Here is a 24,140-nt window from a genome sequence, read left to right as displayed (position 1 = left end):
CCCCCACTATATAGTTGCCCCAGGCAACTGAATGGGAGTCCATCGCATGACCACGACACAGGCGCCGGCGCCGCTGTCGCACCGGCAGATCCTGCAGATCATGTCCGGGCTCTACACCGGCATGTTCGTGGCGATCCTGTCCTCGACGATCGTCACCAACGCGCTGCCGACGATCGTGGCGGACCTGCACGCCGACCAGAGCGTCTACACCTGGGTGATCATCGCGACGCTGCTGACCACCACGGTGTCCAGCCCGGTCTGGGGCAAGCTCGCCGACCTGGTCAGCAAGAAACTGCTGATCCAGGCCGCGCTGATCGTCTTCACCGCGGGCTCGGTGCTCTCCGGGCTGGCGGCCGACCCGGCGCTGCTCATCGCGGCCCGGGCGCTGCAGGGCGTCGGCGCCGGCGGGATGCTCGCGCTCACCCAGGTGGTGATGGCGACGATCATCTCGCCGCGCGAGCGCGGGAAGTACTCGGGCTACATCGGCGCCGTGCTCGCCGTCGCCACCTCGGCCGGCCCGCTGATCGGCGGGGTGATCGTGGACACCAGCTGGCTGGGCTGGCGGTGGTGCTTCTTCGTCGGCGTGCCGTTCGCCGTGCTGGCGATGGTCATGCTGCAGCGGACGCTGCACCTGCCGGCCGGTGGCCGCCGGGTCCGGATCGACTGGGCGGGCGCCGCGCTGATCACCGCGGCCGCGTCGCTGCTGCTGGTCTGGGTGACGTTCGCCGGTGACAAGTACGCGTGGCTGTCCGGCCCGACCGCCCTGATGCTCGCCGGCGTGATCGCCCTCACCCTGGTGTTCGTGCTGGTCGAGCGGCGGGCCGCGGAGCCGATCGTGCCACTGTGGCTGTTCCGCGACCGCACGGTCGTGCTGGCCATCGCGGCCAGCCTGGTCATCGGCGTCGCGCTGTACGCGGGCACCACGTTCCTGAGTCAGTACTTCCAGCTGTCCCGGGGCAAGTCGCCGACCCTGGCCGGCATCCTGGCGCTGCCGCTGATCCTCGGCCTGGCGCTCGCCTCGGCGGTGGTCGGCCGGATCATCACCGCGACCGGCCGGTGGAAGCCGTACCTGGTCGGCGGCGCGGTGCTGATCGCGGCCGGGCTCGGGCTGCTCGGCCTGACCCGGCACGCCACGCCGTACTGGCAGCTCGCGATCGGGATGGCGCTGCTCGGCATCGGCCTGGGCACCACCCTGCAGAACCTGGTGCTCGCCGTGCAGAACCAGATCCGCCTGCAGGACCTGGGCGCGGCCAGCACCTCGGTGTCGTTCTTCCGCTCGCTGGGCGGCACGATCGGCGTCTCCGCGCTGGGCGCCGTGCTGGCCGGCCAGATCACCCGGTACACCACCGACGGCCTGGCCCGGCTCGGCATCCATCCCACCGGCGGCAGCTCCGGAGTCCCCCGGCTGGCCGACCTGCCGGCCCCGGTCCGCGCCGTGGTCCAGGACGCGTACGGCCACGCCACCGGTAACCTCTTCCTGTACACCGCCCCGTTCGCGCTGGTCGCGCTGCTCTGCATCGTGTTCATCCGGGAGGTTCCGCTGCGCACCACGAGCGCCCTGCAGACGAAGGGATGACTGACGACTACGCGGCCCTGGAGCGCGAGTTCGCCGTCTTCGTCCGGCGGGCCCGCGCCGCCTCCCAGCGGCTGAGCCACGGCGTGCACCCGGGTCTGGACGCGTCGGCCTACGGCCTGCTGGTCCGCCTGCGCGACCAGGGCCCGCGGCGGCCCAGCGACGTGGCCGAGGACCTCGGCGTCGGCAAGGCCACCATCACCCGGCAGCTCAAGCCGCTGGAGGCACTGGGCCTGATCGAGCGGCTGCCCGACCCGGCCGACGGCCGCGCCCACCTGGTCGCGCTGACCGAGGAGGGCCGGCGCCGGATGCTGCAGGCCCGCGCGGCCCGCAGTCAGCGCCTGCGCGCCCGGCTCGGTGCGTGGCCGCGGGAGGACGTGCACACCCTGGCCACGCTGCTGGCCCGCTTCAACACGATCACGATGGACTAAGGCCGGCGCGGCGGCAGCTTCAGCACGTCGGCGATGACCGCGCCGTCCTCGGTGAGCCGCGCGGCGGCCGGGCTGTCGTAGACCACCAGCACCCGGCCGTCGCCGAACAGGCTCATCCCCTCGGCGTGGTCGTCGCCCTCGCCGAAGGTCAGCTCCAGCTCCCGGCTGATCAGCTCGCCGCGGACCACCGACGGCATCCCCACCCGGCTCGCGCCGTGCCAGCGGTAGATCCACACCGGCCCGTCCAGCGACATCGTCGGCCCGGCCAGCACCAGCAGGTCGTCCCCGTCCGGGCAGAGGTCCCGCACGCCGAGCCCGTTCAGATCAAGGACATGCTTACGGTACGGCCGGCCGTCCTCGAACAACCGCAGCCGCAACCGCTCCGGTTCCTCCGGCGTCACGTACGGCCGCACCTCCAGCACGAACGCCCACCCGCGCAGCACCGGCCCGCGCAGCCCCAGGTAGACCCGCTCGCCGACGACCGCGATCCCCTCGATGTCCAGCCCGTTGTCCTTGCCGGGGATCGGCAGGAACGGCGCCAGGTGCTCGTCGTCGCGCAGCAGCCGGCGCAGGTCGTCCCGCCCGCTCAGCGCCGCGGCCCGATGGGTGACCCCGTCGACCACCTTCTCCCGGACGGGCGTGGGGACGCCGTCCACGTCGGCGATCGGCAGCCGTACCAAAATCTGCCTGTTGTCCTGACCCTCGATCCGGGCCAGCCGCTTCAGCGCCTTCGGCCCGTCGTGCCGGTCGCGGATCTGCTTGCGGCGCAGGCTGTGCGAGCCGACCGCCCAGAGGAAGTCCCCGCTCCGGGCCAGCCCCTCCACGTCGGCCTCCTCGTCGGCGTCCGCACCGGGCAGGTCGACCAGGTCGGCGAGGCGGAAACGGGCCTCCGCGCCGAACTCGGCGGGCCGTTCCGGGGAGTCGGCGAGCAGCCGTTCGACGGTCGCGGTCTCGTCGCCCGCGATCCACAGGACGCGTCCGTCAAGCCGTACGGCGGAAAGGTTGGTGTGGGTTGCCGCGGCCCGCGAGTCGTCGGAGAACCGCAACCGCACGGTGTAGTCGACCGTCATGGTCGACATCGTCGCACCACGGGGCCACCACCGGTCCCCGGTTGCCGGTTACCGCGCCGCTCCCGGCCCGGGCATGACGTGTCCCCGCGCTCGTGCCGGGTGACCAGCACCGGATAATCAGTGCCGTCGTCTCGATCAGCCGCTGATCCGGGCGGTGCCGCAGCAGTGCCGTCGTCTCGATCAGCCCGCGCCAGGCCCGCGGCACCCGAGCATCGAGCCCATCGCCCGAACCTGGCAAGCCCCACGGAAAGGACCTCACGAGGTGACCGTCGAAGAGCTCATGCGAGCCAACCTGCTGGACGTCTTCAACGAGCGCGACGGAGACCGGCGCCGGGCCGCGATCGGCCGGGTCTACGCGCCCGGCGTGACGTTCGCCGACCCCGACGAGACGGTGACCGGGCACGAGGCGCTCGACGCCAAGGCGCAGCAGATCCTCGACGGGTCGCCCGGCTTCGTCTTCACGACCACCGGACCGATCCACGTCGTGCAGGATCTCGGCTACCTGGCCTGGGGTTTCGGCCCGCGGGGCGAGCCGCCGGTGGTGCGCGGCATCGACGTCGCGCACGTCGCCGGCGGCAAGATCACCAGCGTCTACACCCTGCTGCTGGGCCCCGGCGACGCCTGAGAAGCGGCGCGGGCGCCGGGGACGCCTGAGAAACGGCCACTACATCCCGCTGCCGGGCGTCGGGGACGCCTGAGGGGCGGCCGCGAAGACCGGCCAGGCGATCTCGGTGCGCCACGACGCGGCGTCCGCGGTGTCCCGGGGGCCGCACAGGTAGTGCTCCCGGACCGGGCCGCCCACGGCGAGGGAATGCTCGGCGACCCACCGGCCCAGCCGTCCGTAGGTCACGTCGATCGTGTCGTGATCCCCGGCGTGCGTGGCGACCGCCAGCTCCGCGGCCGGCAGCACGACCGGTCGCACCCGCCCGGTCGACGGCGGGGCGGCGCTCGGCAGGTAGACCAGGGCGTGCCCCCGGCCGTCGGTGAACAGCTCGTTGTCGTACGACCCGCCGGGCGGCCCGGCCGGCTCCACCACCACGGCGTCGAGCTCGGCCATCGCCCCCGCATACCAGGCGAGCACGTCGCCGAGCACGACCTCCGCCCCGATCCCGGCGACCGTCGTCTCCCCGACCCGGTGGACCCGCACCGGCAGGTCGGTGGCCGGCGGCCGCAGCAACTGCCGCAGCGACGCGACGGCCGCCCGGGTGCGCTCCAGCTGGTCCTCCAGCCGCCGGAGGTGCGCGGCGATCAGGCCGGCCCGCTCCTCCTGGTCCGGCGTGGCCAGCACCTGACGCACCTCGGCCAGCGGCAGGTCCAGCTCGCGCAGGCGGTGGATCACCTGGGCGGCCGGGATCTGCCCGGCGTCGTAGTACCGATACCCGGTGGCCTCGTCGACCCGGGCCGGGGTGAGCAGCCCGGAGTCGTGATAGCGGCGCAGGGTCCGGATGCTCAGGTGGGTGAGCTGGGCGAACTCACCGACGGTCAGCAGGGCGGCCATGGGCCCTATCCTCGCCCCTCCCCCAGGGGGAGAGTCCAGCGCTTGACCCTCCCGTGCCGGGAGCTCGCACGATGGCCCGATGAGCATCGATCTGAGCACCCTGCCCGCCCCCGTCCGCGCCTACCTGACCGCCGACAGCGGCGGCAGCCCCGACGCCGTCGTCCAGGCGTTCACCCCGGACGCGACAGTCGTCGACGAGGGCCGCACCCGGGTCGGCCACACCGCCATCCGCGCCTGGCGGGCGGAGGTCGCGGCGAAGTACACGTACACCGCCGAGGTCACCGGGATCCGCCCGGACGGCGCGGACGGCTGGGTCGTCGCGGTCCGCCTGCGGGGCGACTTCCCGGGTGGCGTGGCCGACGTCGACGAGCACTTCACCCTCCGGGACGGCCGGATCGCCGGGCTGACGATCGGCTGAGACGTTCGCCGCACCGTTCTTGTCGGTAGGGTCAAGTTGTTGCTAGCTTCTTGACCATGGAGTCAACTTCCCTGCCGGCCACCGCCGAGCCGGTCGCCGAGCAGCCGGACGCCCCGGCGATCGAGCAGCCCGCGCCGGTCGTTCCGGCACTGATCTTCCTGGAGTCGGCGGACGGCGCCGGCGTGTGCGACGTGGATGGGGTGTGCAACTGATGACCGCCAGCGTTTTCGGCCGGACGGCCGAGCCGATCGTCATCGACGTCTGGAGCGACGTCGTCTGCCCGTTCTGCTACCTCGGCGACAGCGTCCTGCAGCAGGCGATCGAGCAGTTCCCGCACGGTTCCGCCGTCGAGGTCCGGTATCACAGCTTCCAGCTGAACCCGGGCTTCCCGGTCGGCGAGGCGATCAAGGCCGACGAGTACCTGGCGCAGAACTACAAGATGCCGGCCGCCCAGCTGGAGGCGTCGCACGCCCACCTGACCGCGCAGGGCACGGCGGCCGGGCTGGACTACCGGTTCGAGGACTCGATCATGGTGAACACCCTCGACGCGCACCGGATCATCCACCTGGCGAAGGCGGCCGGCCGCGAGCACGACATGGTGATGCGGCTGTTCAAGGCCGAGTTCACCGACGGGCTCAACCTGGCCGACCACGAGGTGCTCGCCGACCTCGCCGCCGAGCTGGGGCTGGACCGGGCGAAGGCGGTCGAGGCGCTGGCGAACGGCGCGTTCGAGGGCGACATCCGGGCCGACATCGCGCAGGCCCAGGCGTACGGGATCACCGGGGTCCCGTTCTTCGTCTTCGACAACAAGTACGGCATCTCCGGCGCCCAGCCGATCGAGGCGTTCCGGCAGGTGCTGGACAAAGCTTGGCAGGACCGCGCCGCCCAGCCGGCATGAGCGAGCCGGCGAGCGACTCGGCAAGCCCGGTCGGGCCGGACCGGCCGCGGCGCGCCGACGCCCGGCGCAACGTCGAGGGCATCCGCCGGGCCGCCCTCGACGTGTTCCGCTCGGGCGGCCTGACCACCCCGCTGGACGAGGTCGCCCGGGCGGCCGGGGTCAGCAAGGGCACGATCTACCACCGGTTCGGCAGCCGCCGCGGCCTGATCGACGCGGTCGTCGACGAGCTGGTCGCCGAGCGGATCCAGGGCATCATCGCCGCGGCCGGCGAGCGGGGCGACCCGCTCGCCCGGTTCGAGGAGTACCTGCTCGGCATGTGGCTGCTGCAGTACGACGAGCCGGCCGCCAACGACGTGCTGATCCGCGCGCTGCCGGACTCCGAGCCGCTGCTGCACCTGTGCGCGAAGGCGCAGGAGTTCGCGTTCGGCCTGCTCCGGGACGCGCAGGCGGCCGGCGTGATCCGCGCCGACCTCACGCCCGAGGATCTCAACTACCTGATCCTGGAGCGCGGCGCGATCGTCCAGGCCTGCAGCCAGCAGACCCGGGCGGACTATCAGCGCCGCCTGCGCTTCCTGCTGGACGGGCTGCACACCCTACGCACGGGCTCCGACGGCTAGGGCCCGGATCAGGAAACCGGGGCTGGTCAGGGCGCTGGGGTGCGCGAGCATCGTGGTGACCTGGCCGAGCCGCTGGTTGACCGCCGGGTCCCGCATCGACGCCTTGAAGATCAGCCCGCTCGCCCACTGGATCATCTTGTAGCCGCGCGGGTAGGGGCCGTCCACGTGCGGCAGCGCCAGGTCGGCCATCGTGGAGACCTGCCAGGCCGCGTCGACCACGACCTTCACGTCGGCGAAGTAGGACAGGGCCGGCTTCGCCAGGTCGGGGTTGCCGCGCAGGTACTCCGACAGGCAGGACGCGTGCAGCATCGCCGAGGTCATGCCCTGGCCGTAGACCGGGTTGAAGGAGGCCACCGCGTCCCCCGCGGCGACCAGCCGGGCCGGGAACCGGCGCAGCGTGTGGAAGTCCCGGCGCCGGCTGTCCGCCTGGTGGTAGGTGACCACCGCACCGGCCGAGCCGGCCGTCGTCGCGACGTCGCCGAAGTCGGCCGGGAAGTCCCGGACGCACCGCTCGCGGTACTCCTCGTCGTCGCGGCCGGGCCGGTCGTCGGCGTACCCGGAGACCAGCATCGTCCAGCGGTCGCCCTCGATCGGGGTGAATCCGCCGATCCGCGCGGTCTTGCCCGGGCCCGGGTTCGCGATCGAGATGCACGTCCACACCGGCGCGTCGGCCGGCCGCCGGAACAGCTTCGTCGCGTAGTTCAGCTTGATGCCCATCCGCTGCATCGGCGGCTTCGGGAAGCCGGCCGCCTCCAGCCAGTCGCCCAGCCGGCTCGATCGCCCGGTCGCGTCGACCACGAAGTCGGCGGACTCGGCGACGCCGTCGACCACCACCCCGGTCACCGTGCCGTCCTCGATCAGCAGGTCCTCACCCCGGCCGACGACGGTCCGGACGTTCGGCAGCGCCAGCACCCGGTTCCGGATCAGCGCCTCGAGGAACGGCCGGCTGGAGATCAGCGCCTGCGCGGCCGGCCCGGTCGGCGGGTCGTCGCGCAGCTCACCGTCCATGTAGAACCGGTTCGTCCCGAGCGGCGGGTCGATCGCGCCGGCGGCCAGCGCCTGCTGCCCGAACCCGGGGAACCACCGCTCCAGCTGCATCTGCCCGGACGGCAGCAGCGCGTGCACCTGGCTGCCCTGCGGCACGCCGGGCCGCGGGCCGACCGCGCCGATCGGGTCGGCGGCGATCTGCTCGTCCGAGGCGTCGAGCGCGGCGAGGTCGTCGCGCTCCACGATCAGCACCGACTCGGCGTGATCGCTGAGCACCCGGGCGGCCATCAGCCCGGCCACGCTCCCGCCCAGCACGATCACCTGCCGGAACAGGACCCGCGCGCCGGTCGGCTGCGCGGACGTCGAGATCTCGGCGAACCGGCTCGCGACTGACATGGATGGCCCCCGTTCCAATTAGGAGTCCTCACCATATCTTTCCGGCGCGCCGCGTGACGGCCGCCCGGAGACGTCCGCGGTCGTGATCCTTTCGTGAGCCGATCGTCACCGTGCGTCGCCCCGGGCGGCCCTAGCGTCGGCGAGGACGATCGATATTCACGGGGGTTCATATGTCGAAGCGATGGGCGGGCCTGCTTCTCGGCGTGGCCGGCCTGCTCTCCCTCACCGCCTGCGGGCCCAAGGCGAATCCGTACTTCGCACTGGTGATGGCCGACGGCAAGCCGACCGTCCTGATCGCGGAGTGCGCCCGCGATGGGATCGACTACGTGACGCTCTGGGAGAGCGGCACGAGCACCGCACCGCCCGCGACGCGGGTGGAGTGGTCCGTCGAGGCGCCGACCAGCCCGCTGCCGTCGAGCACGATCCGGGTGAGCACCGTCGAGGCGCCCGCCCGGATCACCCTGCTGGAAACGCCACCCGAGTGGCTGAACCAGCGCGACACCCTGCCCGAGCTGCGCGACGGCGTCGAGTACTACCTGTCCGGCGGCTTGTCGAACCCCGGCAGCCTGACCTTCACGCTGGCCCAGCTGCGCGCCATGGCGCCCGGCGAGGTCCTGACCGTCACCGGCTACACCGAGCAGCACGTGGTCCCGGAGAAGGACTGGCGCTCCGCCGCCGACCAGGCCTGCGACCGCTGACCCGACAACCATCCGCTCAACTCCCGGCCGCTTCCCCTTGCGGTCAATTCCTGCGGCGTACGGCGGAGCAGGTCGTCAACCCCGGCCACGGCGGACTGCCGGTCCGGCGAGCGCGGATCGTCGTCGTATTGATCCCGGGGGTTGGCGTTCGGCGTGGACCGGGCGTCTAGGCTGGGCCGCGTGGGATCGGTGGAGGCGCTGCGAGTCGCGTCGCGGCTGGGCCCCTACTTCGAGTGGGAGCCCTGGGACGCGGAACCGGGGTGGCTCCCGCTGAGCGCGCTGCTCGACGAGCGGATGGTCGCGGCCCGGGTCGAGACGGCGCGCAACACCCTCGTACGGATGTCCGGTCTTGATCGGGAAGCCATCGAGGAGCGCGCGGTCGCGTCGATCACCTTTCTCGGGCTCGCCTCGCGGCTCCTCTCGCCCCTGCTCGGCGCGGCGGCCGCCGGCCAGGCCCTGCCGGTGCCGGCGATCTCGCGGCTGTGGTGGCGGCCGGTGCCCGGCGGTCCGATTCCGATCGCCTACCGGGACCTGACCTCGATCCCCTGCGCGGGCGAGCCGTCCCACGTGATCGCCGACCGGCTCACCGAGACCGCCACGTTCGGCCTGGTCCAGCCGCTGCTCGAGGTGTTCCGCAGCCGGTTCGCGCTGTCGCCGCACGTGTTGTGGGGCAACGTCGCCTCGGCGCTGGGCGGCGCGGCCGGCATGATCGCGGACCTGACGCCCGAACACGCGGCGCGGGCCGCCGAGATCGTCGAGGCCACGCTGTGCCGGCCGCCGCTGCGCGCCACCGCGGACCTGATCCGGCCCGATCCGGGGCGGGAACGCTGGTTCCTGGTCCGGCGCAACTGCTGCCTGTACTACCGGGTGCCCGGCGGCGGCACCTGCGGCGACTGCGTGCTGACGCCGCCCGAGGACCGGCAGCGGTACTGGCGCTCGGTGCTGAACCGGCCGACCTGACGCACGGGTCCCGCTGCCGCTGTCGAGCACCGGATGCCGCGGGCTCGGGCTCTCCCGCTTCCGCTGCCCGAGCACCGGGCGCCGCGGGCTCTCCCGCTTCCGCTGCCCGAGCACCGGGCGCCGCGGGCTCTCCCGCTTCCGCTGCCCGAGCACCGGGCGCCGCGGCTCTCCCGCTGGCGCCGCCGAGTGCCTATGGTCGGGGCATGGTGCCGACGAGGTTCGGGGCGGACCGGGCGTGGGGCGAGCGCGCGGCCCGGCCGCTGCGGCTGCTCGCCGGGCCGGGCGCGGAACCGACCGGGCCGGAGATCGCCGCTCTCCAGGCCGGGCTGAGCCGGTGCGACGAACCGGCCGCGGCGCTGGTCCGGGCGGTGCGGGAGTCGCCGTCGCTGACCAGTCGCGACCTGCATCGGATGATCGCGGCGGGGCCGGCTGACGACGTACCGGAAATCTTCGCCGCCTTTCTCGCCGCGGTCCGGAAGCGGCCCGGATGGGTCGATGACGATCTTCTCGCCCGTGGGGCGGAGGCCTGCCGGGCGTTCGGCATGGACGCCGGGCTGGTCCTGGCCTACGGTTCGCTGCTCGGCGGGTACCGCACCGGTGCGGCCCTCGAACCGCTGGTCCGGACCGGCCGGCTGACCGGCGGCGAGACGCTGCGGCGGATCCGGGAGACGTCGATCTGGTGGCGTGCGGTCACCGCGCCGGGCGGTCTGGCGCCGGACGGCGCCGGATTCCGGACCACCCTGCACGTACGGGTGATGCACGCCCTCGTCAACGCCTCGCTCACGGACGACCCCGGCTGGGATCACGCCGGCCGTGGCACCCCGATCAACCAGTACGACCAGGCCAGCACGCTGGGCGTCTTCTCGACCAGCTTCCTGCTGCACCTCCGGCTGCTCGGGGTGCGCGTCTCCCGGGACGACGCGCGGGCGGTGATGCACCTCTGGTGCTACGTCGGCTGGCTGCTCGGCGTCGACGAGCGGTGGCTGCCGCACACCGAGCGCCAGGGTCGGCGGCTGCTCTACCACTTCCTCGCCCACGATCCGCCGCCGGACGCGAACAGTGTCGCCCTGGCCCGCGCGCTGATCACCATGACCGACGAGGTCACGCACGGCTGGCGGCGCCGCTACGAGCGCGAACGCGCCCTCTCGGTGAGCACCTGGCTGCTCGGCCGCGCGGCGATGCGCGATCTGGGCCTCCCGCACCGTCCACCGTGGTACGGCCTGTCCCGGCTCGGGGTGAACCTGCTGCTCAGCCACGGTCTCGGCCGCCTGCCCGGCGGACGCGCGCGGCTGCTCACCCGGGGCGAGCGGCAGGCCCGCGCGCAGTTCGCCCGCTGGGGCGCCGAGCTCCCACCCTGACCCCGGCAGCGGCCGAGCGTCGCCGACGGCGGCCGAGCCTCGCCGGCGACGGCCGAGCGGCGCCGGCGGCCGACGGGACAGCGCGGAATGTCCGGTGACGGCAGGATGTCCGCATGACGGGGACAACCAGCGATGTGCGCCGACGGCCGAGTGGGCTGCTGACCGGCTCGATGATCGCGCTCAGCTTCGGCACGGTGTTCGTGATGGTCAACAGTGGCGGGTTGGCCGGCCCGTGGCCGCTGGTGATCCGGGTGGCCGGGGTGCTGGTGGCGGTCGCGCTGTTCGCCGGGGTGCTGCGGGTGGCGCGCCTGGCGACGGTGGGGGCGCGGCCGGGCGACGTCGTCGGGTTCACCGACCGGCGGTACTGGTACGCGGTGGCCGGTGAGGTCGTCGCGCTGTTCGGCGGGCTCTACGTGATCAATCAGGTCCTGGCGGCGCCGGAGGTCGCGGTCGCCTGGGTCGCCGTGGTGGTCGGCGTGCACTTCTTCCCGCTGGCCTGGGCGTGGCGGATGCCGGTCTATCACTGGCTGGGCGCGGCGATGACACTGCTCGGGGTGGCCGGCTTCGTGGCGCACGGGCTCGGCGCCTCGGACGGGGTGGTCGGGCTGATCGCCGGGGTCGGTTCGGGCGCCGCGCTGTACGCGGCGGTCGCGGCCGGGATCCAGGACGCCCGCGGTCGCGCGCGGGCGGCAGGGCGGCTTGTCGGAGATTGATCAGGCTCGCGATCCCCGGCAGCTGTTACCGGATCGATAAGGTACGGTGCCTGATCAAAGCTCGCGGGGAGGGCGGTCACCATGGTTAGCACTGGTTGGGCACGCAGGATGGACGCGATCACCGGAGGGGCCATCGTGCTCACCGTCGACGCGGTCGTGTTCCTGATGACCGCGTTGGTCGGGGCGCCGTTCCTGCTGTTCTTCCTCTCCGAGGGGGACTACCCGGTCGGGCCGATCTGGCCGATCGCCACCGTGTGGGGAGTTTCCGCGGTGCTCGGGTCGGCGGCCGCGGCGGCCGCGTTCCTGATCGGGGCCCGGGGCACGCAGCGGATCCGGCAGGCCGGCGCGACGACCGCGCTGGCCACCGCGGCGGCGACCGGGGTGCTGGTCGCCACGTCCGTCAGCGCGTCGCCGATCCTGGCCGCGGTCAGTGCGCTGTTCGCCGCCGCGAACCTGGGTGCGGCGAAGATGCTCTTCACGCCGGAGCCCGCCGGGGTCGCCGCGGAGGCGCTGCCGGCCGGGCTGCCGGAGGCGTTCCTGCTGGCCGCGCCGCTCGCCGAGGCCGAGGTCCGGACCCGCGACACCATCGAGATCCAGGTCCGCGAGCCGGCCGCGCCGCAGGCCCCGGACGCCGGCGACGACCCGGAGCCCGCAGCCGACGACGCGGCGACCCCGGAGCCGGCGGCCGACCCGGAAGCCGCGGCCGACGAGGAGGCCGCGGCCACGATCGGCGACCAGGACGATGCCGAGATCGAGGCCGAGGTGGCCGCGTTGGACGCAGCGGTTGCCGGCACCCGGGCCGGTGTTCGGCCGCGGCGGCGTGGGGCGGCCGCGCTCCACACTCTGGGCGGCGTCCGGCTGCCTCCCCGCGCACTCCGGGTCGCGGCTCGCGGCCGAGGTCGATAGGCCGCCGCGCAGAGCTGGGCGGCCTGCTCGGCGCTGACCACCATCGAGGAGACCCCCGCGGTCGGCGAACCAGCGTTGCAGCAGCACACCCGTCATCCTTCCGGGCGGCGGACGGTCAGGGTGCCGAATCCGGTCCCGCGAGCAGCGGAAGCGTCACGCAGACCACCGTGCCGGTGGGATCGTTGTCGGACAGCGAGATTGTGCCGTGGTGCAGGCGGATGATCGCCCGGGCCAGGCTGAGGCCGAGCCCGTGCCCGGCGATGCCGTGGTGGCGGACGTTGCTGCCGCGGAAGAACCGGTCGAAGACCCGGCCGTGCTCACCGGCCGGCACCCCGATGCCGAGGTCGATCACGCAGAGCCGGACCGCGATCGTGTCCTCGATCAGCGTGATCCGCACCGGCTCGCCCGGCCGGCTGTACCGGATCGCGTTGGCCAGCAGGTCGTCGACGACCTGCCGGAGCCGGGCGGCGTCGCCGGCGATCGGCAGCCGGGCCGGGAGACAGGCCTCCAGGCGCACGCCGGCGTCGGCCGCGGGGTGCCGGGCCACGGTGATCGCGTCGGCGACGATCGCCGCCAGGTCGACGATGCCGAGCCGGACGTCGCTGTGCCCGGAGTCCAGGTGGGCCAGGTCGAGCAGCGCGTCGACGATGCTCTGCAGGATGCCCGCGTTGCGATCAATAGCGGTCACCATCTGCCGATGTTCCTCGTCGAGCAGGCCGGCGTCCTCGGCCAGCATCCGGGCGTTCGCGGTGATCGAGGTGAGCGGGGTCCGCAGCTCGTGCCCGACCAGGTTGATGAAGTCCTCCTGGACCTGGCTGAGCTGCCGGGCGAGTTGCTCGGACCGGCGCAGCGCGACGCACGCGCCGATCTGTGCCGCGACCCCGTTGAGCAGCACCACGAGCTGGTCCTCGTGCCGTTCCGGGGCGGCGGCGTAGCAGGTCAGCACCCCGAGCAGGGTGCCGCTGTCACGGACCGGGACGGCCAGCGCGGTGCGCACCCCGTTCCGCAGGCAGGCCTCCATCCGGTCCCGTTCGTACCCGGTGAACCGGTCGCGCCGCGAGGTGATGTCCGGGACCAGGATCGGCTGCCCGGTCGCCCAGACCCGCCCGGTCAGGGCCTGGCCGTAGATCGGCTGGTGCCCGAAGATCTCGTCGCCGGAGCCCCAGTGCCCGGCCGGCCGCAGCACGCCGGACGCCTCGTCGAGCAGGAACAGCTCGGCGCCCGGCCAGCCCAGGGTGCCGGCCACGGCGCGCAGCACGGCCGGGGTCACCTCGGCGATCGACGTGGACGAGGTCAGGATCTGGTCGATGGTGTCCTGGCAGACCCGGAAGCGTTCCAGGCGGCGGACCGCGGTGACGTCCTGGGCCACCGCGACGGCGCCGACCTGGCGCCGGTCCGGGCCGTGGATCGGCCGGGCGGTGGTGGCGAACGTCCGGGCGCTGCGGCCGGGCACCTCGACCACCACGTCGGTCACGTCGACGTGCTCGCCCCGGGAGGCCCGGGCCAGCGGTGTCTGCTCCCAGTCCAGCGGCGTCGCACGGTCGTCGCGGATGACCGCACCGGCGGTGATCGCGCCGGGCTGCGGGACCGGGCCGTCGGCGAGCAGCCCGAGGTCGTCCCGGGCGGCCCGGTTCAGCACCACCAGCCGGCCGGCGTCGTCGCAGGCGGTGACGCCCACCGACAGGCTGTCCAGCAGCGCGGCGAGGAAGCTGTCGTTGCGGTCGGCGCGTTCCTCCGCGTCCGCCTGGCCGGACAGGTCGGTGAGGAAGATGCAGGCGACCGGGCCGCCGGCCGCCGGGATCACCGACACCGTGGCGCGGACCGCCATCGGGTGGCCGTCCCGGTGCCGGACCCGGATCTCCCGCCCGACCGGGCGCTGCGGGGCGGAGGCGAACAGCCGGGCCAGCGCGGGCTCGGTCGGGCCGTCGTGCTCCGGGCGCAGCGTGTCGTCGATATGGCGGCCGCAGATCTCCTCGGCCGGGAAGCCGAGCAGTTCCTGGGCCGACCGGTTGACTCCGCGCACCAGGCCGGCGGAGTCCACCGCCAGGAACGCCTCCTGCACGCTGTCCAGCAGCGCCGCACTGTTCAGGGACGCCGTCCATGCCGGGCCGGCGACCATTCCGTTCACCGTCACCAGAAAAGTGTGCGCCGAAAAAACTGTGGTATTTGCCGGTCTGCAACAAATTGACCCGGATTTTTCAGGCGGTGAACTCACCCAGGCGGCCGGTGATGTCGCCGCGGACCGACGCCCGCTGACGTTCGGCCAGCGCGGCCAGCTCGCTGAGCTCGTCGAGGGTGGCGGTCCGCTGTGCCTCGATGCCGGCGATCGCCTCGGCGTGCGCGTGCCGCGCGTCGGCCACGATCGTGGAGGCCCGCAGCTGCGCGTCGCTGAGCAGGTGCGCGGCCTTGGCACCGGCCTGCTCGAGCAGGGTTTCCGCCTCCCGGCGGGCCTCGGCGACGTACTCGTCGGCGTTGCGCTGGGCCAGCTCCAGCATGTGCGGGTTGTCCAACTTGGCCGGCGGCCCGGCCGACTGTCTGGCCGACGCGAGCTCGTCGCGCAGCGCCCGGGCGTGCTCCTCGGCCCGCAGGCGGTCCAGTTCGGCGCGACGGACCCGCTCGGCGAGGTCTTCGGGATCGTCCGGGGCGAGCCGTTCGCTCAGCGCCCGGTTCTCCGCCTCGAGCCGGCGCATCTCGCCGGCCACGTCGTCGAGGAACGCGTCGACCTGGTCCTCGCTGTAGCCGTTCGTACCCGGACGGGGGCGCCGGAACGCGACGCGGTCGATCTCCGCCGGACTCAGCCCCATGGCGGTACCACCTTCCTGAGCCTGTGCACGTTCCCACATTGGCGGCGACGAAGACGGTGATCCGATTGAGCCCGGTCAGCGTCGGAAGGAAGTACACCCGGCCCGACGAGTCAATGTCAACATCGTGTGCACGTCAAGCCCCGTTTGCGTGAGCCGCCGACAGGGCGTCCCCCACTCCGGTGAGCAGTTCGACGGCGGTGAACGGCTTCTGCAGGATCGGGATCTCCGGGCTGACGCCGTACTCCCCGCGCACCTCGGCGTCGCTGTAGCCGGACATGAACAGCACCCGCAGGTCGGGCCGGCGGGCGCGGAGCCGGGCGGCCAGGGCCGGGCCGGAGCGGCCGCGCATCACCACGTCGGTGATCACCAGCGCGACGTCGTCCAGGTCCATCCCGGCCAGCGACTCGCCCAGCGCGGTGGCCCGGTAGCCGTGGTCCCGCAGGATGCGGATCACCAGATCGCGGACGTAGTCGTCGTCCTCGACCACCAAGACCAGCTCGCCGTGCCCCTGCGCCGGCTCGCCGGACGGCCCGGCCGGCGCCTCCACCTGGGACGTCGCGGCCGGCAGCAGGATCCGGAACGTGGTGCCGATGCCGGGCGCCGAGTCGACGCCGATCGAGCCGCCCGCGTCGCCGACGATGCCGTAGACCGTGGCGAGGCCCAACCCCGTACCTCGATCGGGGGTCTTGGTGGTGAAGAACGGCTCGAAGAGCCGGTCGCGAACCTCGGGCGTCATGCCGCAGCCGGTGTCGCTGACCGTCAGCCGGGCATAGCGGCCGGGCGGCAGCGGCGCGGCCGGCTCGGCGCCCAGCTCCAGGTAGTCGGTCTCGACCACCACGACGCCGCCCTCGGGCATCGCGTCCCGCGCGTTGATCACCAGGTTGAGCAGGATCTGGTCGAGCCGCCCGCGGTTGGCGCGGACCGGCATGAGCCCGTCCGCCGGGCGGCAGATCAGCCGGACGTTCTCGCCGATGGTCCGGCCAAGCAGCTCGTCGGCCTCGGTGACCACCCGGTTCAGATCGATGATCTCCACCTGGGTGGGCTCGCCCTTGGCGAACAGCAGCAGTTGCCCGGTCAGCGACTTGGCCCGGTCAGCGGCGTTGCGGATCCGCGACAGGTCGTCGGCGGCCGCCCCGGTGACCTCGTCGGCGAGGAAGTCCGCGTAGTTCAGGATGATCGCGAGCAGGTTGTTGAAGTCGTGCGCGACCCCGCCGGCGAGCTGGCCCAGGCTCTCCAGCCGGTCGGTCCGCGCGGACCGGTCCCGGGCCTGCTTCTCCTCGGTGATGTCGCGCTCGGTGGCGGCCGCCGCGACGACGATCCCGTTCCCGTCGCGGACCGGCCAGACGTCCACCGAGACCAGGAACGCCGTGCCGTCCTTGCGGATCCGGCGGGTCTCGTCGAGGTGGATCCGGCGGCCCAGCGCCAGCTCGGCGAGGGTGTCCTCGAGCGCCGACCCCCGATCCGCCGGGAGGATCTCGCCGAACGACCGGCCGAGCATCTCGGCCGCCGTCCACCCGTAGATCCGTTCGGCGCCGCCGTTCCAGGCGAGGATCCGGCCGTCGAGCGTGCTGGCGATGATCGCGTCGCCGGACTGCTCGGCGACCGCGCCCAGCATCTCCCGCTCCCGTGCCGACCCGGCCGAGACCCGCAGCATGCGGCGATGGTGCAGGGCCAGGAACCAGCAGATCCCGGTCGCGATCGCAACGAAGCCGAGCCGGGCCACCTGCGCCCCGGTGCCGAGCAGGCCCTGTGCCGTCGAGACCGCGAAGCCGGCCGCGAGCGCATAGCCACCCACCCCGAGCACAGCGGCCGGACTCGCCGCGGGCGCGGCCAGCGCGGGCCCGATCGCGACCATGCCGAAGATCAGCGTCCGCGCCGGCAGGAGCGCCGACACGACGGCCAGCCCGGTGACCGACACCATCGAGACCAGGACGTACAGCGTGCGCAGCCGCCCACGTACGTCCGGTGCCGTTGCCGTTGGCTTCCCCATCGGGCAGCCTTTCCGCTACGCCGGAACTGTCCCACGCCAGTCTGGGCCCGGCCTCGCCGGAAGTTGCCCGACAGCAACGAACGAACAGTTCAGAGCGCCTTTTCCAGACGGCCGCCCCAGCCGTCCAGGGTACGCGCCGGATCGCCGTCGAGGACGTCGTGCAGCAACGCCGCGTACACGTCCCGGAAGTCGACGGTGTACTTCAGGTCGCCGTCGTCCAGGTCGGTCAGGCTCGGGGCCTCGCCGTACATCCCACCCGTCACCCCGTCCCCCAGCAGGAACAGGTCCGAGGCGGTGCCGTGGTCGGTGCCGTCCGAGGCGTTCGCCCGCACCCGCCGGCCGAACTCGGAGTAGACCGCGACCACCACCCCCTTGCCGGCCATCCGCTGCTGGAACGCGGCGAGCGGCCGGTCCAGGCGGGCCAGGATCGACTGCTGCGCGTCCCGGCCGCCGGCGTGCAGGTCGAAGCCGCCGAGCGAGACCGAGTAGGCCCGGGTCGGCACGCCCGCCTCGACGCACCGGGCGACCAGCGCGAGCTGCTGGTCCAGCGGCGGGGCGCTGCCGCCGGTCGCGGTCGCCGGGGCGTCGTCGTCCTCGGCCCCGTCGTCCTCGGCGATGGTGTCGTCCATCAGGTCCTGGACCCGCATGAGGTCCGCGAAGCAGGCCGCGGCCCGGGCCCGGGCCGGCGATTCGCCGGGCACCGGCCCGCCCAGCGCCTCGACCTGGGCGGGGGTGATCACGGCGGGCAGGGTCAGCTTGCCGCCCGGCACGGTCGCGCCGGCACTTGTCGCGCCGGCCAGCAGCGGCGGCAGGACCGGCTCGAACGAGACCGCCAGCCGCGGATCGCCGCCCGCGGCGTCCAGCCAGCGGCCGAGCCAGCCGGTGGTGCCCGGCCGTTGCGGCTGCGCGGTCTGCCAGATGTCCATCGAGCGGAAGTGGCTGCGGTCCGGTTTCGGGTAGCCGACGCCCCGGACGATCGCCAGTCCGCCGCGCTGGTAGAGCTGGTGCAGGCCGGTCAGGCCCGGGTTCAGGGCGAAGTGGTCGTCCAGGTGCAGCAGCTTGTCCGGGTCGTAGGCCAGGTCCGCGCGGGCCGTGGCGTAGGCCGGATCGCCGTACGGAATCAGCGTGTTGAGTCCGTCGTTCCCGCCGTAGAGCGTGACCAGGACCAGCACTTTCGCCGCCGGATCGCGTTCCCCGGCGGATTTCAGAAGATCGGTGATGCCGTACGCGGCAGCCCCGGCCGCCACGGTGACTCCGCTGGCGATCAGGAACCGGCGGCGGGTGAGCGTGTCCATCCCAACCCCTCTCAGTGAACCGTGTACTCGGGGCTGGCCAGGCCGATCGCGAGCAGCTTCCGCGGATCCTTGACGCCGCGCAGCACGGCCAGCGTGCGGTCGCTCCACCCGTCGACGACCAGCAGGTTCGCCAGCGCCTCCGGATCCTTGACCTCGGTCTTCGCCGCGGCGGCGAGCCGTTGCGCGGCGCGCAGCCGGGCCACCGTGGCCGACGTGGTCAGCCAGGCGACGCCGACCGGCCAGCCGCCGACCGACGGCGGGCGCATCGGCACCTGGCCGAGTCCGCGCAGGTCGGCCAGGGCCTGCTGGGGCACCGGGAGGCCGAGCTGGCGGGTGGCGCCGATCAGCCACTCGACCGGCTGCTTCACCAGGGTTCCGTTGGTGCCCTCGAATTCCGGATCGCCGCACAGCGCGGTGAGCAGGGCGGAGGCGTTCCGCCCGGCGGCGGTGATCCGGGCGACGGCCGCTTCGGAGGGCGCGGTCGCCGAGGCGTAGCGGATCCACAGCCGGTGGGCCAGGAACGGCAGGTGGGCGGGGTGGTCGACGAGCAGGCCGGCGTAGTCGTCCACGTCGAACGTGCCGGTCCGCCCGAGCAGCGTGACCGGCCCGTCCGCACCCTTTTTATCGACAAATACCGACTTTCCGGTTTTACGGTCTACGCGCCAGCCGGTGAGCACCTTCGCGCCCGCCTTCACATCGGCCTCGGTGTACGCCCCGATCCCGAGCGTGAACAGCTCCATCAGCTCCCGGGCCAGGTTCTCGTTGGGCGCCCGGCGGGTGTTCTTCTGCCCGTCCAGCCACAGGATCAGGGCCGGATCCCGGAGCATCGCCCGGACCAGCGGCGACGTGTCCCCGAAGCCGTACTTCCGGAAGGTCGCCAGCTGCCCGAGCATGAGCCGCCCCGACCGCACCTTCTGCACGCTCGTCGCCCAGTGCCCGTGCCAGAAGAACGTCAGCTTCTCCGCCGCTCCCCCGGCGGCCAGTTGCCCCAGCCACCACCGGAGCGCCGCGGCCGCCTGCTTCTGCCGCGCCTGGCGGTCCTTCGGGTCGGGCTCGGCGCCCAGCTCCGGCTCCGGCACCGGCCCCGGCGGGCGGATCAACGTCCGCAGCGTGGCGTCGAAGCCCACCTTCACCGCGGCGTCCACCTCGCCCGCGGTCGGGCCGAAGGTCAGCCTTCGGAGCAGGTGCGACACCCGGGTGCGCTCGGTCATGGCGGCGACGCTAGGCCCGCCGTGTAAGGCCCGTGTAAGCGCGGCATCCGGAACCTGTCACAGATCCGGGGGCTGTCCGGTCATAGCCGGTGAACCCAACAGAGAGGCACCACCATGAAGATCGCCGTCATCGGGGGCACCGGGCTGATCGGCTCGCAGGTCGTCACCCTGCTCGACGCCGCCGGGCACGAGGCCGTGCCGCACTCCCCGTCGACCGGCCTGGACCTGCTCACCGGCAAGGGCCTGGCCGCGGCGCTGACCGGCGCGGACGTCGTGGTCAACCTGACCAACTCGCCGACCTTCGACGAGGCGTCCCCCGAGTTCTTCCGCGCCACGATGGACACCCTGCTCGCCGCCGCGAAGGACGCCGGGGTCGGCCACGCCGTCATCCTGTCCATCGTCGGCGCCGAGCTGGTGCCGGACCTGGTCTACTACCAGGCCAAGGTGCTCCAGGAGGACATCCTCAAGGCCGGGCCGATCCCGTGGTCGATCGTCCGGGCCACCCAGTTCTTCGAGTTCGTCGGCGCGGTCCTGTCCTGGACCACCGACGGCGACACGGTCCGGCTGCCGGCCACCCCGATCCAGCCGATGGCCTCGGCGGACGTGGCCCGGGCGGTCGCCGAGGTGGCCGCGGGCGCACCGCTCAACGCGACCCGCGACGTCGCCGGTCCGGAGGTCTTCACCCTCGACGAGCTGGGCCGCGTCTACCTCGCGGCCAAGGACGACAAGCGAACCGTCGTCCTCGACCCGGCCGCCGGCATGTTCGCCGCGGTCGCCGGCGACGCGATCATCGCCAAGCCGGGCGCCCACCTCGCCAAGACCGACTTCCGCACGTTCCTAGCCGGCTGACCTGTTCCTAGCTGGTTGACCTGCAAAAACGGCCCGCTCTCCGGAGCGGGCCGTTCAATGCGACCAAGAAAAAACCATTAAAGATCTTCATTGCCCCGGTCCGCCGGGGTACAGATCGTCGCTCCCGCGGGGACCCTTCCGGGCCTCGCAGGGCGCGGGGCGCCCAGAACGCGAGACCCTACAGGGCGACGTCCGAGGGTGGGCACGGTTTACCCCACAAAACCCGAAATCGCGGACCGGTCGGCCTATCCCACGAAATCCGGAAGCGGCTCGGCCGCATCCGTGACCGGCTCCGGCGCGATCGTCAGGACCGCCGGGTCGCCGCCGGTGACGAAGGCGTGCCGCGGGTGCTGGACCGAGGCGAGCGACACGATGTCCCGCCCGAACACCGCCGCGATCAGCCAGATCGCCAGCACCCGGAACTTCCGCTCCCAGCTGGGCACCGCGAGCACGTGGTAACCCCGGTGCATCAGCCACGCCGGGAACCCCTTGACCACCAGCCCCCGCCACTCGAAGATCCCGATCCCCAGGCCGAGCGTGGCGACGGTGCCGAGGCTGTGGTGCACGTACTCCCGGACCCGGCCGCCGCGCAGGTCGGCGAGCAGGTTCCGGGCCAGCAGCTTGCCCTGCCGGACGGCGTGCTGCGCGTTCGGCACGGTCGCCGTCCCGTCGCCGAGCGCCAGGTCCGGCACCGCCGCGTCGTCGCCGGCGCCCCACGCGTCCGGGACCGGCGCGTCCGCGGTGCCGACCCGCAGGTCGGCCCGGACCACGAGCAGCCCGCGCGCGTCGATCGGCAGGTCGGTGCGGTTGTGCACCATCGGGTTCGCCGCGTTGCCCGCGGTCCACACGATCAGGTCGGAGTCGAACTCCACCCCGGTCGACAGCACCACGTGCCCGTCCTGCGCGGACCGGACCAGCGCCCCGAGGTGCACGTGGCCGCCGCGCTTCTCCAGCGCCCGGACCACCCACCGCCCCTGCTTCTCGCTGACCTCGGGCAGGATCCGGTCCCGCGCCTCGACCAGGTGGAAACCGACCTCGGCCGGGTCGAGCTCGGGATACTTCTTCACCAGCGCGGTGGCCAGCGACAACAGCTCGCCGAAGCCCTCCACCCCGGAGAACCCGCCGCCGACGAACGTGACGGTCAGCAGCCGTCGCCGGCGCGGGCCGGGCGGCAGCGTCGACGCCCGGTCGAACGCGGTGAGCAGCTGGTCCCGGATCGCGACGGCCTCTTCGACGTGCTTGAGACCGATCGCCTGCTCGACGACGCCCGGGATGGCGAGCTTGCGGGTGACCGCGCCGGCCGTCACCACGATCGTGTCGTAGGCCAGGGCGTACTCGGGTCCTTCGGCCGGGCGCACGGTCACGCTTCGCGAGGCGTGGTCGATCTTCACCACCGTACCGGAAATGATCTTGGTCTTCTTGAGGTGTCGCCGTTGGGAGACCGCGGCGTGCCGGGCCTCCACCGAGCCGGCCAGCACCTCCGGCAGGAACGGCTGATACGTCATGTAGGGCCGCGGGTCGATGACGATGACCCGTGCCTCGCCGCGCCGGAGCTTCTTCTCCAGCTTCCACGCTGTGTAGAACCCGGCGTACCCGCCGCCGACCACCAGAATCGTTCGCACACCAGAAGGACCGGACAGCCCCCGGATCTGTGACAGCGAGTCCGCCACGTCACAGATCCGGGGGCTGTCCGGTCTCAGCTCGTGACCACACCGCACCCCGGGGAGGAACCATGAGCCAGATCCTGACGACCCCGCGCCGGACGGCAGCACGGTGAGGACCGGCCGGTTGGAGGCGCTCAGCGACGGCGTGCTCGCCATCATCATCACGATCATGGTGCTGGAGCTGAAGGTCCCGGACGGGCACAGCCTCGCCGACCTGGCCCGCAGCTCCGGGGTCGGGCTCCTCACGTATCTGCTGAGCTTCGTCTACGTCGGCATCTACTGGACCAACCATCACCACCTGTTTCACCTGATCAAGCAGGTGGACGGGGGCGTGCTGTGGGCGAACCTCGGGCTCCTGTTCGCCCTCTCGCTGCTGCCGTTCACGACCGCATGGGTCGACGAGTCCCGCTTCGCGCACACCCCGGTCTTCGTCTACGGCGTAAACCTGCTCGCCGCCGCCGCGGGCTACTTCGTCCTGCAAGCGGTCGCGATGCGCCACCAGGGACCGGACTCGCCGCTGCGCCGGGCGGTCGGCCGCGACCGCAAGGGCAAGGTGTCCACGGCGCTGCTGCTGGTCGGGCTGCTCAGCGCACTGGCACCGGTCCCGGTGTGGGTCGCGCTGGCCTGCTTCGCGGGCGTAGCGGTCCTGTGGATCGTCCCCGACCCGCGGATCGCCCGGGTCGTCGAGGCCCCGTCCTGAAGCCCGGGCGCGGTGCTGGGGACACACGCGCCCGGACAATTCTTCCAACGGATTCCGGCCGGAAAAGTTCAATCCACTCCAGACAATGACGTCGAGGCGCCCGCTCGCGGCGGCAGTTGAGGTGCGGGTCATCGGAGACCCGCGGTCAGCCGCGATCCAGGATCGCCCCTTCCAGCCGCAGTCCTACGCCCGTGATCACCAAGAGGCCGGCGAGGACGTAGGGCGCGATCGGCGTGCCCATCCCGAAGAGCGCCGCCGCGAGCGCGACGGCGAAGCCGAGCCCGAGCGCGCCGTTGCCCACGAAACGCGCGACGTTGGCTCTCGCTTGCCGCGCTTCCACGCCCTGACCCTATGACCGCGATTTTCGGGGCGCGTGGCGAACGGCCGCCCGAACGGGGAGCAGGCCGAAAGATCTGGGTGGGAACGGCCGATAGAGGAGGCATCGGGCCGGGTTGTCTGGTTCGGTGGAGGGATGGCTAACTGCAACCTCTGTCACACCGATTTCGCCGACGACGAGATCGAGGGCCACCGGCGGTCCGTGCATCCGGATGTCGCGGCGGACGGGACCGGCAAGGCCGATCACAGCAACATCATTCCGGACGTGGCGAATCAGGCAGCCCGGCGCCCGCACGAGCCCGAGGACGATGCCTGACCAGCAACGATCGGCCGCCGGTGAAGCACCACAGCGCGATCACCGGGTCGCAGATCGCGCAGCCGAACGACGAGTCGTGCGCGAACGGCAGGATCGGGTTGCCCTTGAGGTGGTGCAGGACGTCCCAGCCGGTGTGCAGCAGCCAGCCGACCCCGATCCACCGCCAGCCGCGCAGCCCGAGATAGGCGACGACGGTCATGACCGTGGTGAACGCGAGTTCCCACCGGCCGAAACCGCCGCCGCTGACGTAGACCGCGCCGGCCCCGGCGATCCCCAGCGCGTTGATCTTCTGGCGGTGCGGTTCCGGGACCAGCGACAGGACGAGGACCGCGACGACCCCGATGAGCAGCGGCGTTAGCACAGACATGGGCTGAATCTAGGAAGGATCGACAGGCCCGAACAGTGGCCGGAATGCCCCGTGTCCACGGGATCTGGCCAACCGGTTTAACCCG

At 72.8% G+C, this 24,140-nt stretch carries 25 protein-coding genes; 14 read left to right on the top strand and 11 right to left on the bottom strand.

Features of this window, described 5'->3' with window-relative positions:
* Positions 1–46 precede the first annotated feature (46 nt).
* The gene (locus tag L3i22_RS16150) at positions 47–1,576 is read left to right on the top strand and encodes an MDR family MFS transporter (RefSeq protein WP_255658283.1); all 1,530 of its coding nucleotides are present in this window, start codon (positions 47–49) and stop codon (positions 1,574–1,576) included.
* The gene (locus tag L3i22_RS16145; RefSeq protein WP_221327779.1) at positions 1,573–2,004 is read left to right on the top strand and encodes a MarR family winged helix-turn-helix transcriptional regulator; all 432 of its coding nucleotides are present in this window, start codon (positions 1,573–1,575) and stop codon (positions 2,002–2,004) included. The genes L3i22_RS16150 and L3i22_RS16145 overlap by 4 nt, the downstream gene beginning before the upstream one ends.
* Here the strand turns inward: L3i22_RS16145 and L3i22_RS16140 are convergent.
* Positions 2,001–3,083: a DUF3616 domain-containing protein gene (locus tag L3i22_RS16140; protein ID WP_255658282.1), complete on the bottom strand. Its 1,083-nt coding sequence runs from the start codon at positions 3,081–3,083 to the stop codon at positions 2,001–2,003. The genes L3i22_RS16145 and L3i22_RS16140 overlap by 4 nt on opposite strands.
* A gap of 253 nt (positions 3,084–3,336) precedes the next feature.
* On the opposite strand from L3i22_RS16140, the gene L3i22_RS16135 reads away from it, so the two are divergent.
* Complete coding sequence (locus tag L3i22_RS16135) at positions 3,337–3,699, top strand: nuclear transport factor 2 family protein (protein WP_221327778.1); 363 nt, start codon at positions 3,337–3,339, stop codon at positions 3,697–3,699.
* A gap of 39 nt (positions 3,700–3,738) precedes the next feature.
* On the opposite strand, the gene L3i22_RS16130 is transcribed toward L3i22_RS16135, so the two are convergent.
* Positions 3,739–4,572 (bottom strand): MerR family transcriptional regulator, encoded by an 834-nt coding sequence (locus L3i22_RS16130; protein WP_221327777.1) that lies wholly within the window; start codon positions 4,570–4,572, stop codon positions 3,739–3,741.
* 79 nt (positions 4,573–4,651) lie between these two features.
* Between L3i22_RS16130 and L3i22_RS16125 the strand changes: the two genes are divergently transcribed.
* Genes L3i22_RS16125 through L3i22_RS16110 form a run of 4 tightly spaced genes read left to right on the top strand, consistent with a single transcriptional unit; the run spans position 4,652 to position 6,505 of the window.
* Positions 4,652–4,990, top strand: a complete 339-nt coding sequence (locus L3i22_RS16125) for a nuclear transport factor 2 family protein (protein WP_221327776.1) — start codon at positions 4,652–4,654, stop codon at positions 4,988–4,990.
* A 56-nt stretch (positions 4,991–5,046) separates the two neighbouring features.
* Positions 5,047–5,202, top strand: a complete 156-nt coding sequence (locus L3i22_RS16120) for a hypothetical protein (RefSeq protein WP_221327775.1) — start codon at positions 5,047–5,049, stop codon at positions 5,200–5,202.
* Positions 5,202–5,888: a DsbA family protein gene (locus L3i22_RS16115; protein ID WP_221327774.1), complete on the top strand. Its 687-nt coding sequence runs from the start codon at positions 5,202–5,204 to the stop codon at positions 5,886–5,888. Before L3i22_RS16120 ends, L3i22_RS16115 begins: the two co-directional genes overlap by 1 nt.
* Complete coding sequence (locus L3i22_RS16110) at positions 5,885–6,505, top strand: TetR/AcrR family transcriptional regulator (RefSeq protein WP_221327773.1); 621 nt, start codon at positions 5,885–5,887, stop codon at positions 6,503–6,505. Before L3i22_RS16115 ends, L3i22_RS16110 begins: the two co-directional genes overlap by 4 nt.
* On the opposite strand, the gene L3i22_RS16105 is transcribed toward L3i22_RS16110, so the two are convergent.
* Positions 6,482–7,888, bottom strand: coding sequence for an NAD(P)/FAD-dependent oxidoreductase (locus L3i22_RS16105; protein ID WP_221327772.1), 1,407 nt, complete (start codon positions 7,886–7,888; stop codon positions 6,482–6,484). The genes L3i22_RS16110 and L3i22_RS16105 overlap by 24 nt on opposite strands.
* Before the next feature lie 170 nt (positions 7,889–8,058).
* Here L3i22_RS16105 and L3i22_RS16100 point away from each other — a divergent pair, with 170 nt between their 5' ends.
* The 5 genes from L3i22_RS16100 (at position 8,059) to L3i22_RS16080 (ending at position 12,523) form a co-directional block, all read left to right on the top strand.
* Complete coding sequence (locus tag L3i22_RS16100; protein ID WP_221327771.1) at positions 8,059–8,586, top strand: hypothetical protein; 528 nt, start codon at positions 8,059–8,061, stop codon at positions 8,584–8,586.
* 180 nt (positions 8,587–8,766) lie between these two features.
* Positions 8,767–9,546: a (2Fe-2S)-binding protein gene (locus L3i22_RS16095; RefSeq protein ID WP_221327770.1), complete on the top strand. Its 780-nt coding sequence runs from the start codon at positions 8,767–8,769 to the stop codon at positions 9,544–9,546.
* A 203-nt stretch (positions 9,547–9,749) separates the two neighbouring features.
* Positions 9,750–10,904 carry an oxygenase MpaB family protein gene (locus L3i22_RS16090; RefSeq protein ID WP_221327769.1) on the top strand — a complete coding sequence of 385 codons (1,155 nt, stop codon included), beginning with the start codon at positions 9,750–9,752 and terminating at the stop codon, positions 10,902–10,904.
* A gap of 113 nt (positions 10,905–11,017) precedes the next feature.
* Positions 11,018–11,617, top strand: coding sequence for a hypothetical protein (locus L3i22_RS16085; protein WP_221327768.1), 600 nt, complete (start codon positions 11,018–11,020; stop codon positions 11,615–11,617).
* Positions 11,618–11,725: 108 nt separating this feature from the next.
* Positions 11,726–12,523, top strand: coding sequence for a hypothetical protein (locus L3i22_RS16080; protein ID WP_221327767.1), 798 nt, complete (start codon positions 11,726–11,728; stop codon positions 12,521–12,523).
* Positions 12,524–12,638: 115 nt separating this feature from the next.
* On the opposite strand, the gene L3i22_RS16075 is transcribed toward L3i22_RS16080, so the two are convergent.
* From L3i22_RS16075 to L3i22_RS16055, 5 genes are all read right to left on the bottom strand, one after another.
* On the bottom strand, positions 12,639–14,657 hold the full coding sequence (locus tag L3i22_RS16075; protein WP_255658281.1) for an ATP-binding protein: 2,019 nt from the start codon (positions 14,655–14,657) through the stop codon (positions 12,639–12,641).
* A 64-nt stretch (positions 14,658–14,721) separates the two neighbouring features.
* On the bottom strand, positions 14,722–15,327 hold the full coding sequence (locus L3i22_RS16070; protein WP_221327766.1) for a DivIVA domain-containing protein: 606 nt from the start codon (positions 15,325–15,327) through the stop codon (positions 14,722–14,724).
* 133 nt (positions 15,328–15,460) lie between these two features.
* Entirely contained in the window at positions 15,461–17,317 is a 1,857-nt protein-coding gene (locus L3i22_RS16065) for a PAS domain-containing sensor histidine kinase (RefSeq protein WP_255658280.1), read from the bottom strand.
* Positions 17,318–17,406: 89 nt separating this feature from the next.
* A complete protein-coding gene (locus L3i22_RS16060) occupies positions 17,407–18,612 on the bottom strand; it encodes a DUF1501 domain-containing protein (protein ID WP_221327765.1) in 1,206 nt (401 codons plus the stop codon).
* A gap of 11 nt (positions 18,613–18,623) precedes the next feature.
* Entirely contained in the window at positions 18,624–19,823 is a 1,200-nt protein-coding gene (locus L3i22_RS16055; protein ID WP_221327764.1) for a DUF1800 family protein, read from the bottom strand.
* 114 nt (positions 19,824–19,937) lie between these two features.
* Between L3i22_RS16055 and L3i22_RS16050 the strand changes: the two genes are divergently transcribed.
* Positions 19,938–20,672 (top strand): SDR family oxidoreductase, encoded by a 735-nt coding sequence (locus L3i22_RS16050; protein WP_221327763.1) that lies wholly within the window; start codon positions 19,938–19,940, stop codon positions 20,670–20,672.
* A gap of 245 nt (positions 20,673–20,917) precedes the next feature.
* Here L3i22_RS16050 and L3i22_RS16045 read toward each other — a convergent pair whose 3' ends face one another.
* Positions 20,918–22,294 carry an NAD(P)/FAD-dependent oxidoreductase gene (locus tag L3i22_RS16045; protein WP_221327762.1) on the bottom strand — a complete coding sequence of 459 codons (1,377 nt, stop codon included), beginning with the start codon at positions 22,292–22,294 and terminating at the stop codon, positions 20,918–20,920.
* A gap of 166 nt (positions 22,295–22,460) precedes the next feature.
* Between L3i22_RS16045 and L3i22_RS16040 the strand changes: the two genes are divergently transcribed.
* On the top strand, positions 22,461–23,036 hold the full coding sequence (locus L3i22_RS16040; protein WP_255658279.1) for a TMEM175 family protein: 576 nt from the start codon (positions 22,461–22,463) through the stop codon (positions 23,034–23,036).
* A gap of 145 nt (positions 23,037–23,181) precedes the next feature.
* Here the strand turns inward: L3i22_RS16040 and L3i22_RS16035 are convergent, their stop codons facing one another.
* Together L3i22_RS16035 and L3i22_RS16030 are read right to left on the bottom strand one after the other, a co-directional pair.
* A complete protein-coding gene (locus tag L3i22_RS16035; protein ID WP_221327760.1) occupies positions 23,182–23,376 on the bottom strand; it encodes a hypothetical protein in 195 nt (64 codons plus the stop codon).
* A 250-nt stretch (positions 23,377–23,626) separates the two neighbouring features.
* Entirely contained in the window at positions 23,627–24,055 is a 429-nt protein-coding gene (locus L3i22_RS16030) for a DUF6010 family protein (protein WP_221327759.1), read from the bottom strand.
* Positions 24,056–24,140 lie beyond the last annotated feature (85 nt).

The sequence above is a fragment of the Actinoplanes sp. L3-i22 genome, from assembly GCF_019704555.1.
Classification (GTDB): Bacteria; Actinomycetota; Actinomycetes; order Mycobacteriales; family Micromonosporaceae; genus Actinoplanes.
The sequence above is the reverse complement of the archived record's forward strand: the minus strand, read 5'-3'. Positions and strand labels throughout refer to the sequence as shown.

Excerpts from the sequence above, each read along its gene's own strand:
- L3i22_RS16145 (WP_221327779.1), top strand. The coding sequence starts at position 1,573 with ATGACTGACGACTACGCGGCCCTGGAGCGCGAGTTCGCCGTCTTCGTC.
- L3i22_RS16060 (WP_221327765.1), bottom strand. The coding sequence starts at position 18,612 with ATGGACACGCTCACCCGCCGCCGGTTCCTGATCGCCAGCGGAGTCACC.
- L3i22_RS16140 (WP_255658282.1), bottom strand. The coding sequence starts at position 3,083 with ATGTCGACCATGACGGTCGACTACACCGTGCGGTTGCGGTTCTCCGAC.
- L3i22_RS16065 (WP_255658280.1), bottom strand. The coding sequence starts at position 17,317 with ATGGGGAAGCCAACGGCAACGGCACCGGACGTACGTGGGCGGCTGCGC.
- L3i22_RS16115 (WP_221327774.1), top strand. The coding sequence starts at position 5,202 with ATGACCGCCAGCGTTTTCGGCCGGACGGCCGAGCCGATCGTCATCGAC.
- L3i22_RS16100 (WP_221327771.1), top strand. The coding sequence starts at position 8,059 with ATGTCGAAGCGATGGGCGGGCCTGCTTCTCGGCGTGGCCGGCCTGCTC.
- L3i22_RS16150 (WP_255658283.1), top strand. The coding sequence starts at position 47 with ATGACCACGACACAGGCGCCGGCGCCGCTGTCGCACCGGCAGATCCTG.
- L3i22_RS16070 (WP_221327766.1), bottom strand. The coding sequence starts at position 15,327 with ATGGGGCTGAGTCCGGCGGAGATCGACCGCGTCGCGTTCCGGCGCCCC.
- L3i22_RS16130 (WP_221327777.1), bottom strand. The coding sequence starts at position 4,572 with ATGGCCGCCCTGCTGACCGTCGGTGAGTTCGCCCAGCTCACCCACCTG.
- L3i22_RS16085 (WP_221327768.1), top strand. The coding sequence starts at position 11,018 with ATGACGGGGACAACCAGCGATGTGCGCCGACGGCCGAGTGGGCTGCTG.
- L3i22_RS16030 (WP_221327759.1), bottom strand. The coding sequence starts at position 24,055 with ATGTCTGTGCTAACGCCGCTGCTCATCGGGGTCGTCGCGGTCCTCGTC.
- L3i22_RS16050 (WP_221327763.1), top strand. The coding sequence starts at position 19,938 with ATGAAGATCGCCGTCATCGGGGGCACCGGGCTGATCGGCTCGCAGGTC.
- L3i22_RS16090 (WP_221327769.1), top strand. The coding sequence starts at position 9,750 with ATGGTGCCGACGAGGTTCGGGGCGGACCGGGCGTGGGGCGAGCGCGCG.
- L3i22_RS16055 (WP_221327764.1), bottom strand. The coding sequence starts at position 19,823 with ATGACCGAGCGCACCCGGGTGTCGCACCTGCTCCGAAGGCTGACCTTC.
- L3i22_RS16105 (WP_221327772.1), bottom strand. The coding sequence starts at position 7,888 with ATGTCAGTCGCGAGCCGGTTCGCCGAGATCTCGACGTCCGCGCAGCCG.
- L3i22_RS16120 (WP_221327775.1), top strand. The coding sequence starts at position 5,047 with ATGGAGTCAACTTCCCTGCCGGCCACCGCCGAGCCGGTCGCCGAGCAG.
- L3i22_RS16125 (WP_221327776.1), top strand. The coding sequence starts at position 4,652 with ATGAGCATCGATCTGAGCACCCTGCCCGCCCCCGTCCGCGCCTACCTG.
- L3i22_RS16110 (WP_221327773.1), top strand. The coding sequence starts at position 5,885 with ATGAGCGAGCCGGCGAGCGACTCGGCAAGCCCGGTCGGGCCGGACCGG.
- L3i22_RS16080 (WP_221327767.1), top strand. The coding sequence starts at position 11,726 with ATGGACGCGATCACCGGAGGGGCCATCGTGCTCACCGTCGACGCGGTC.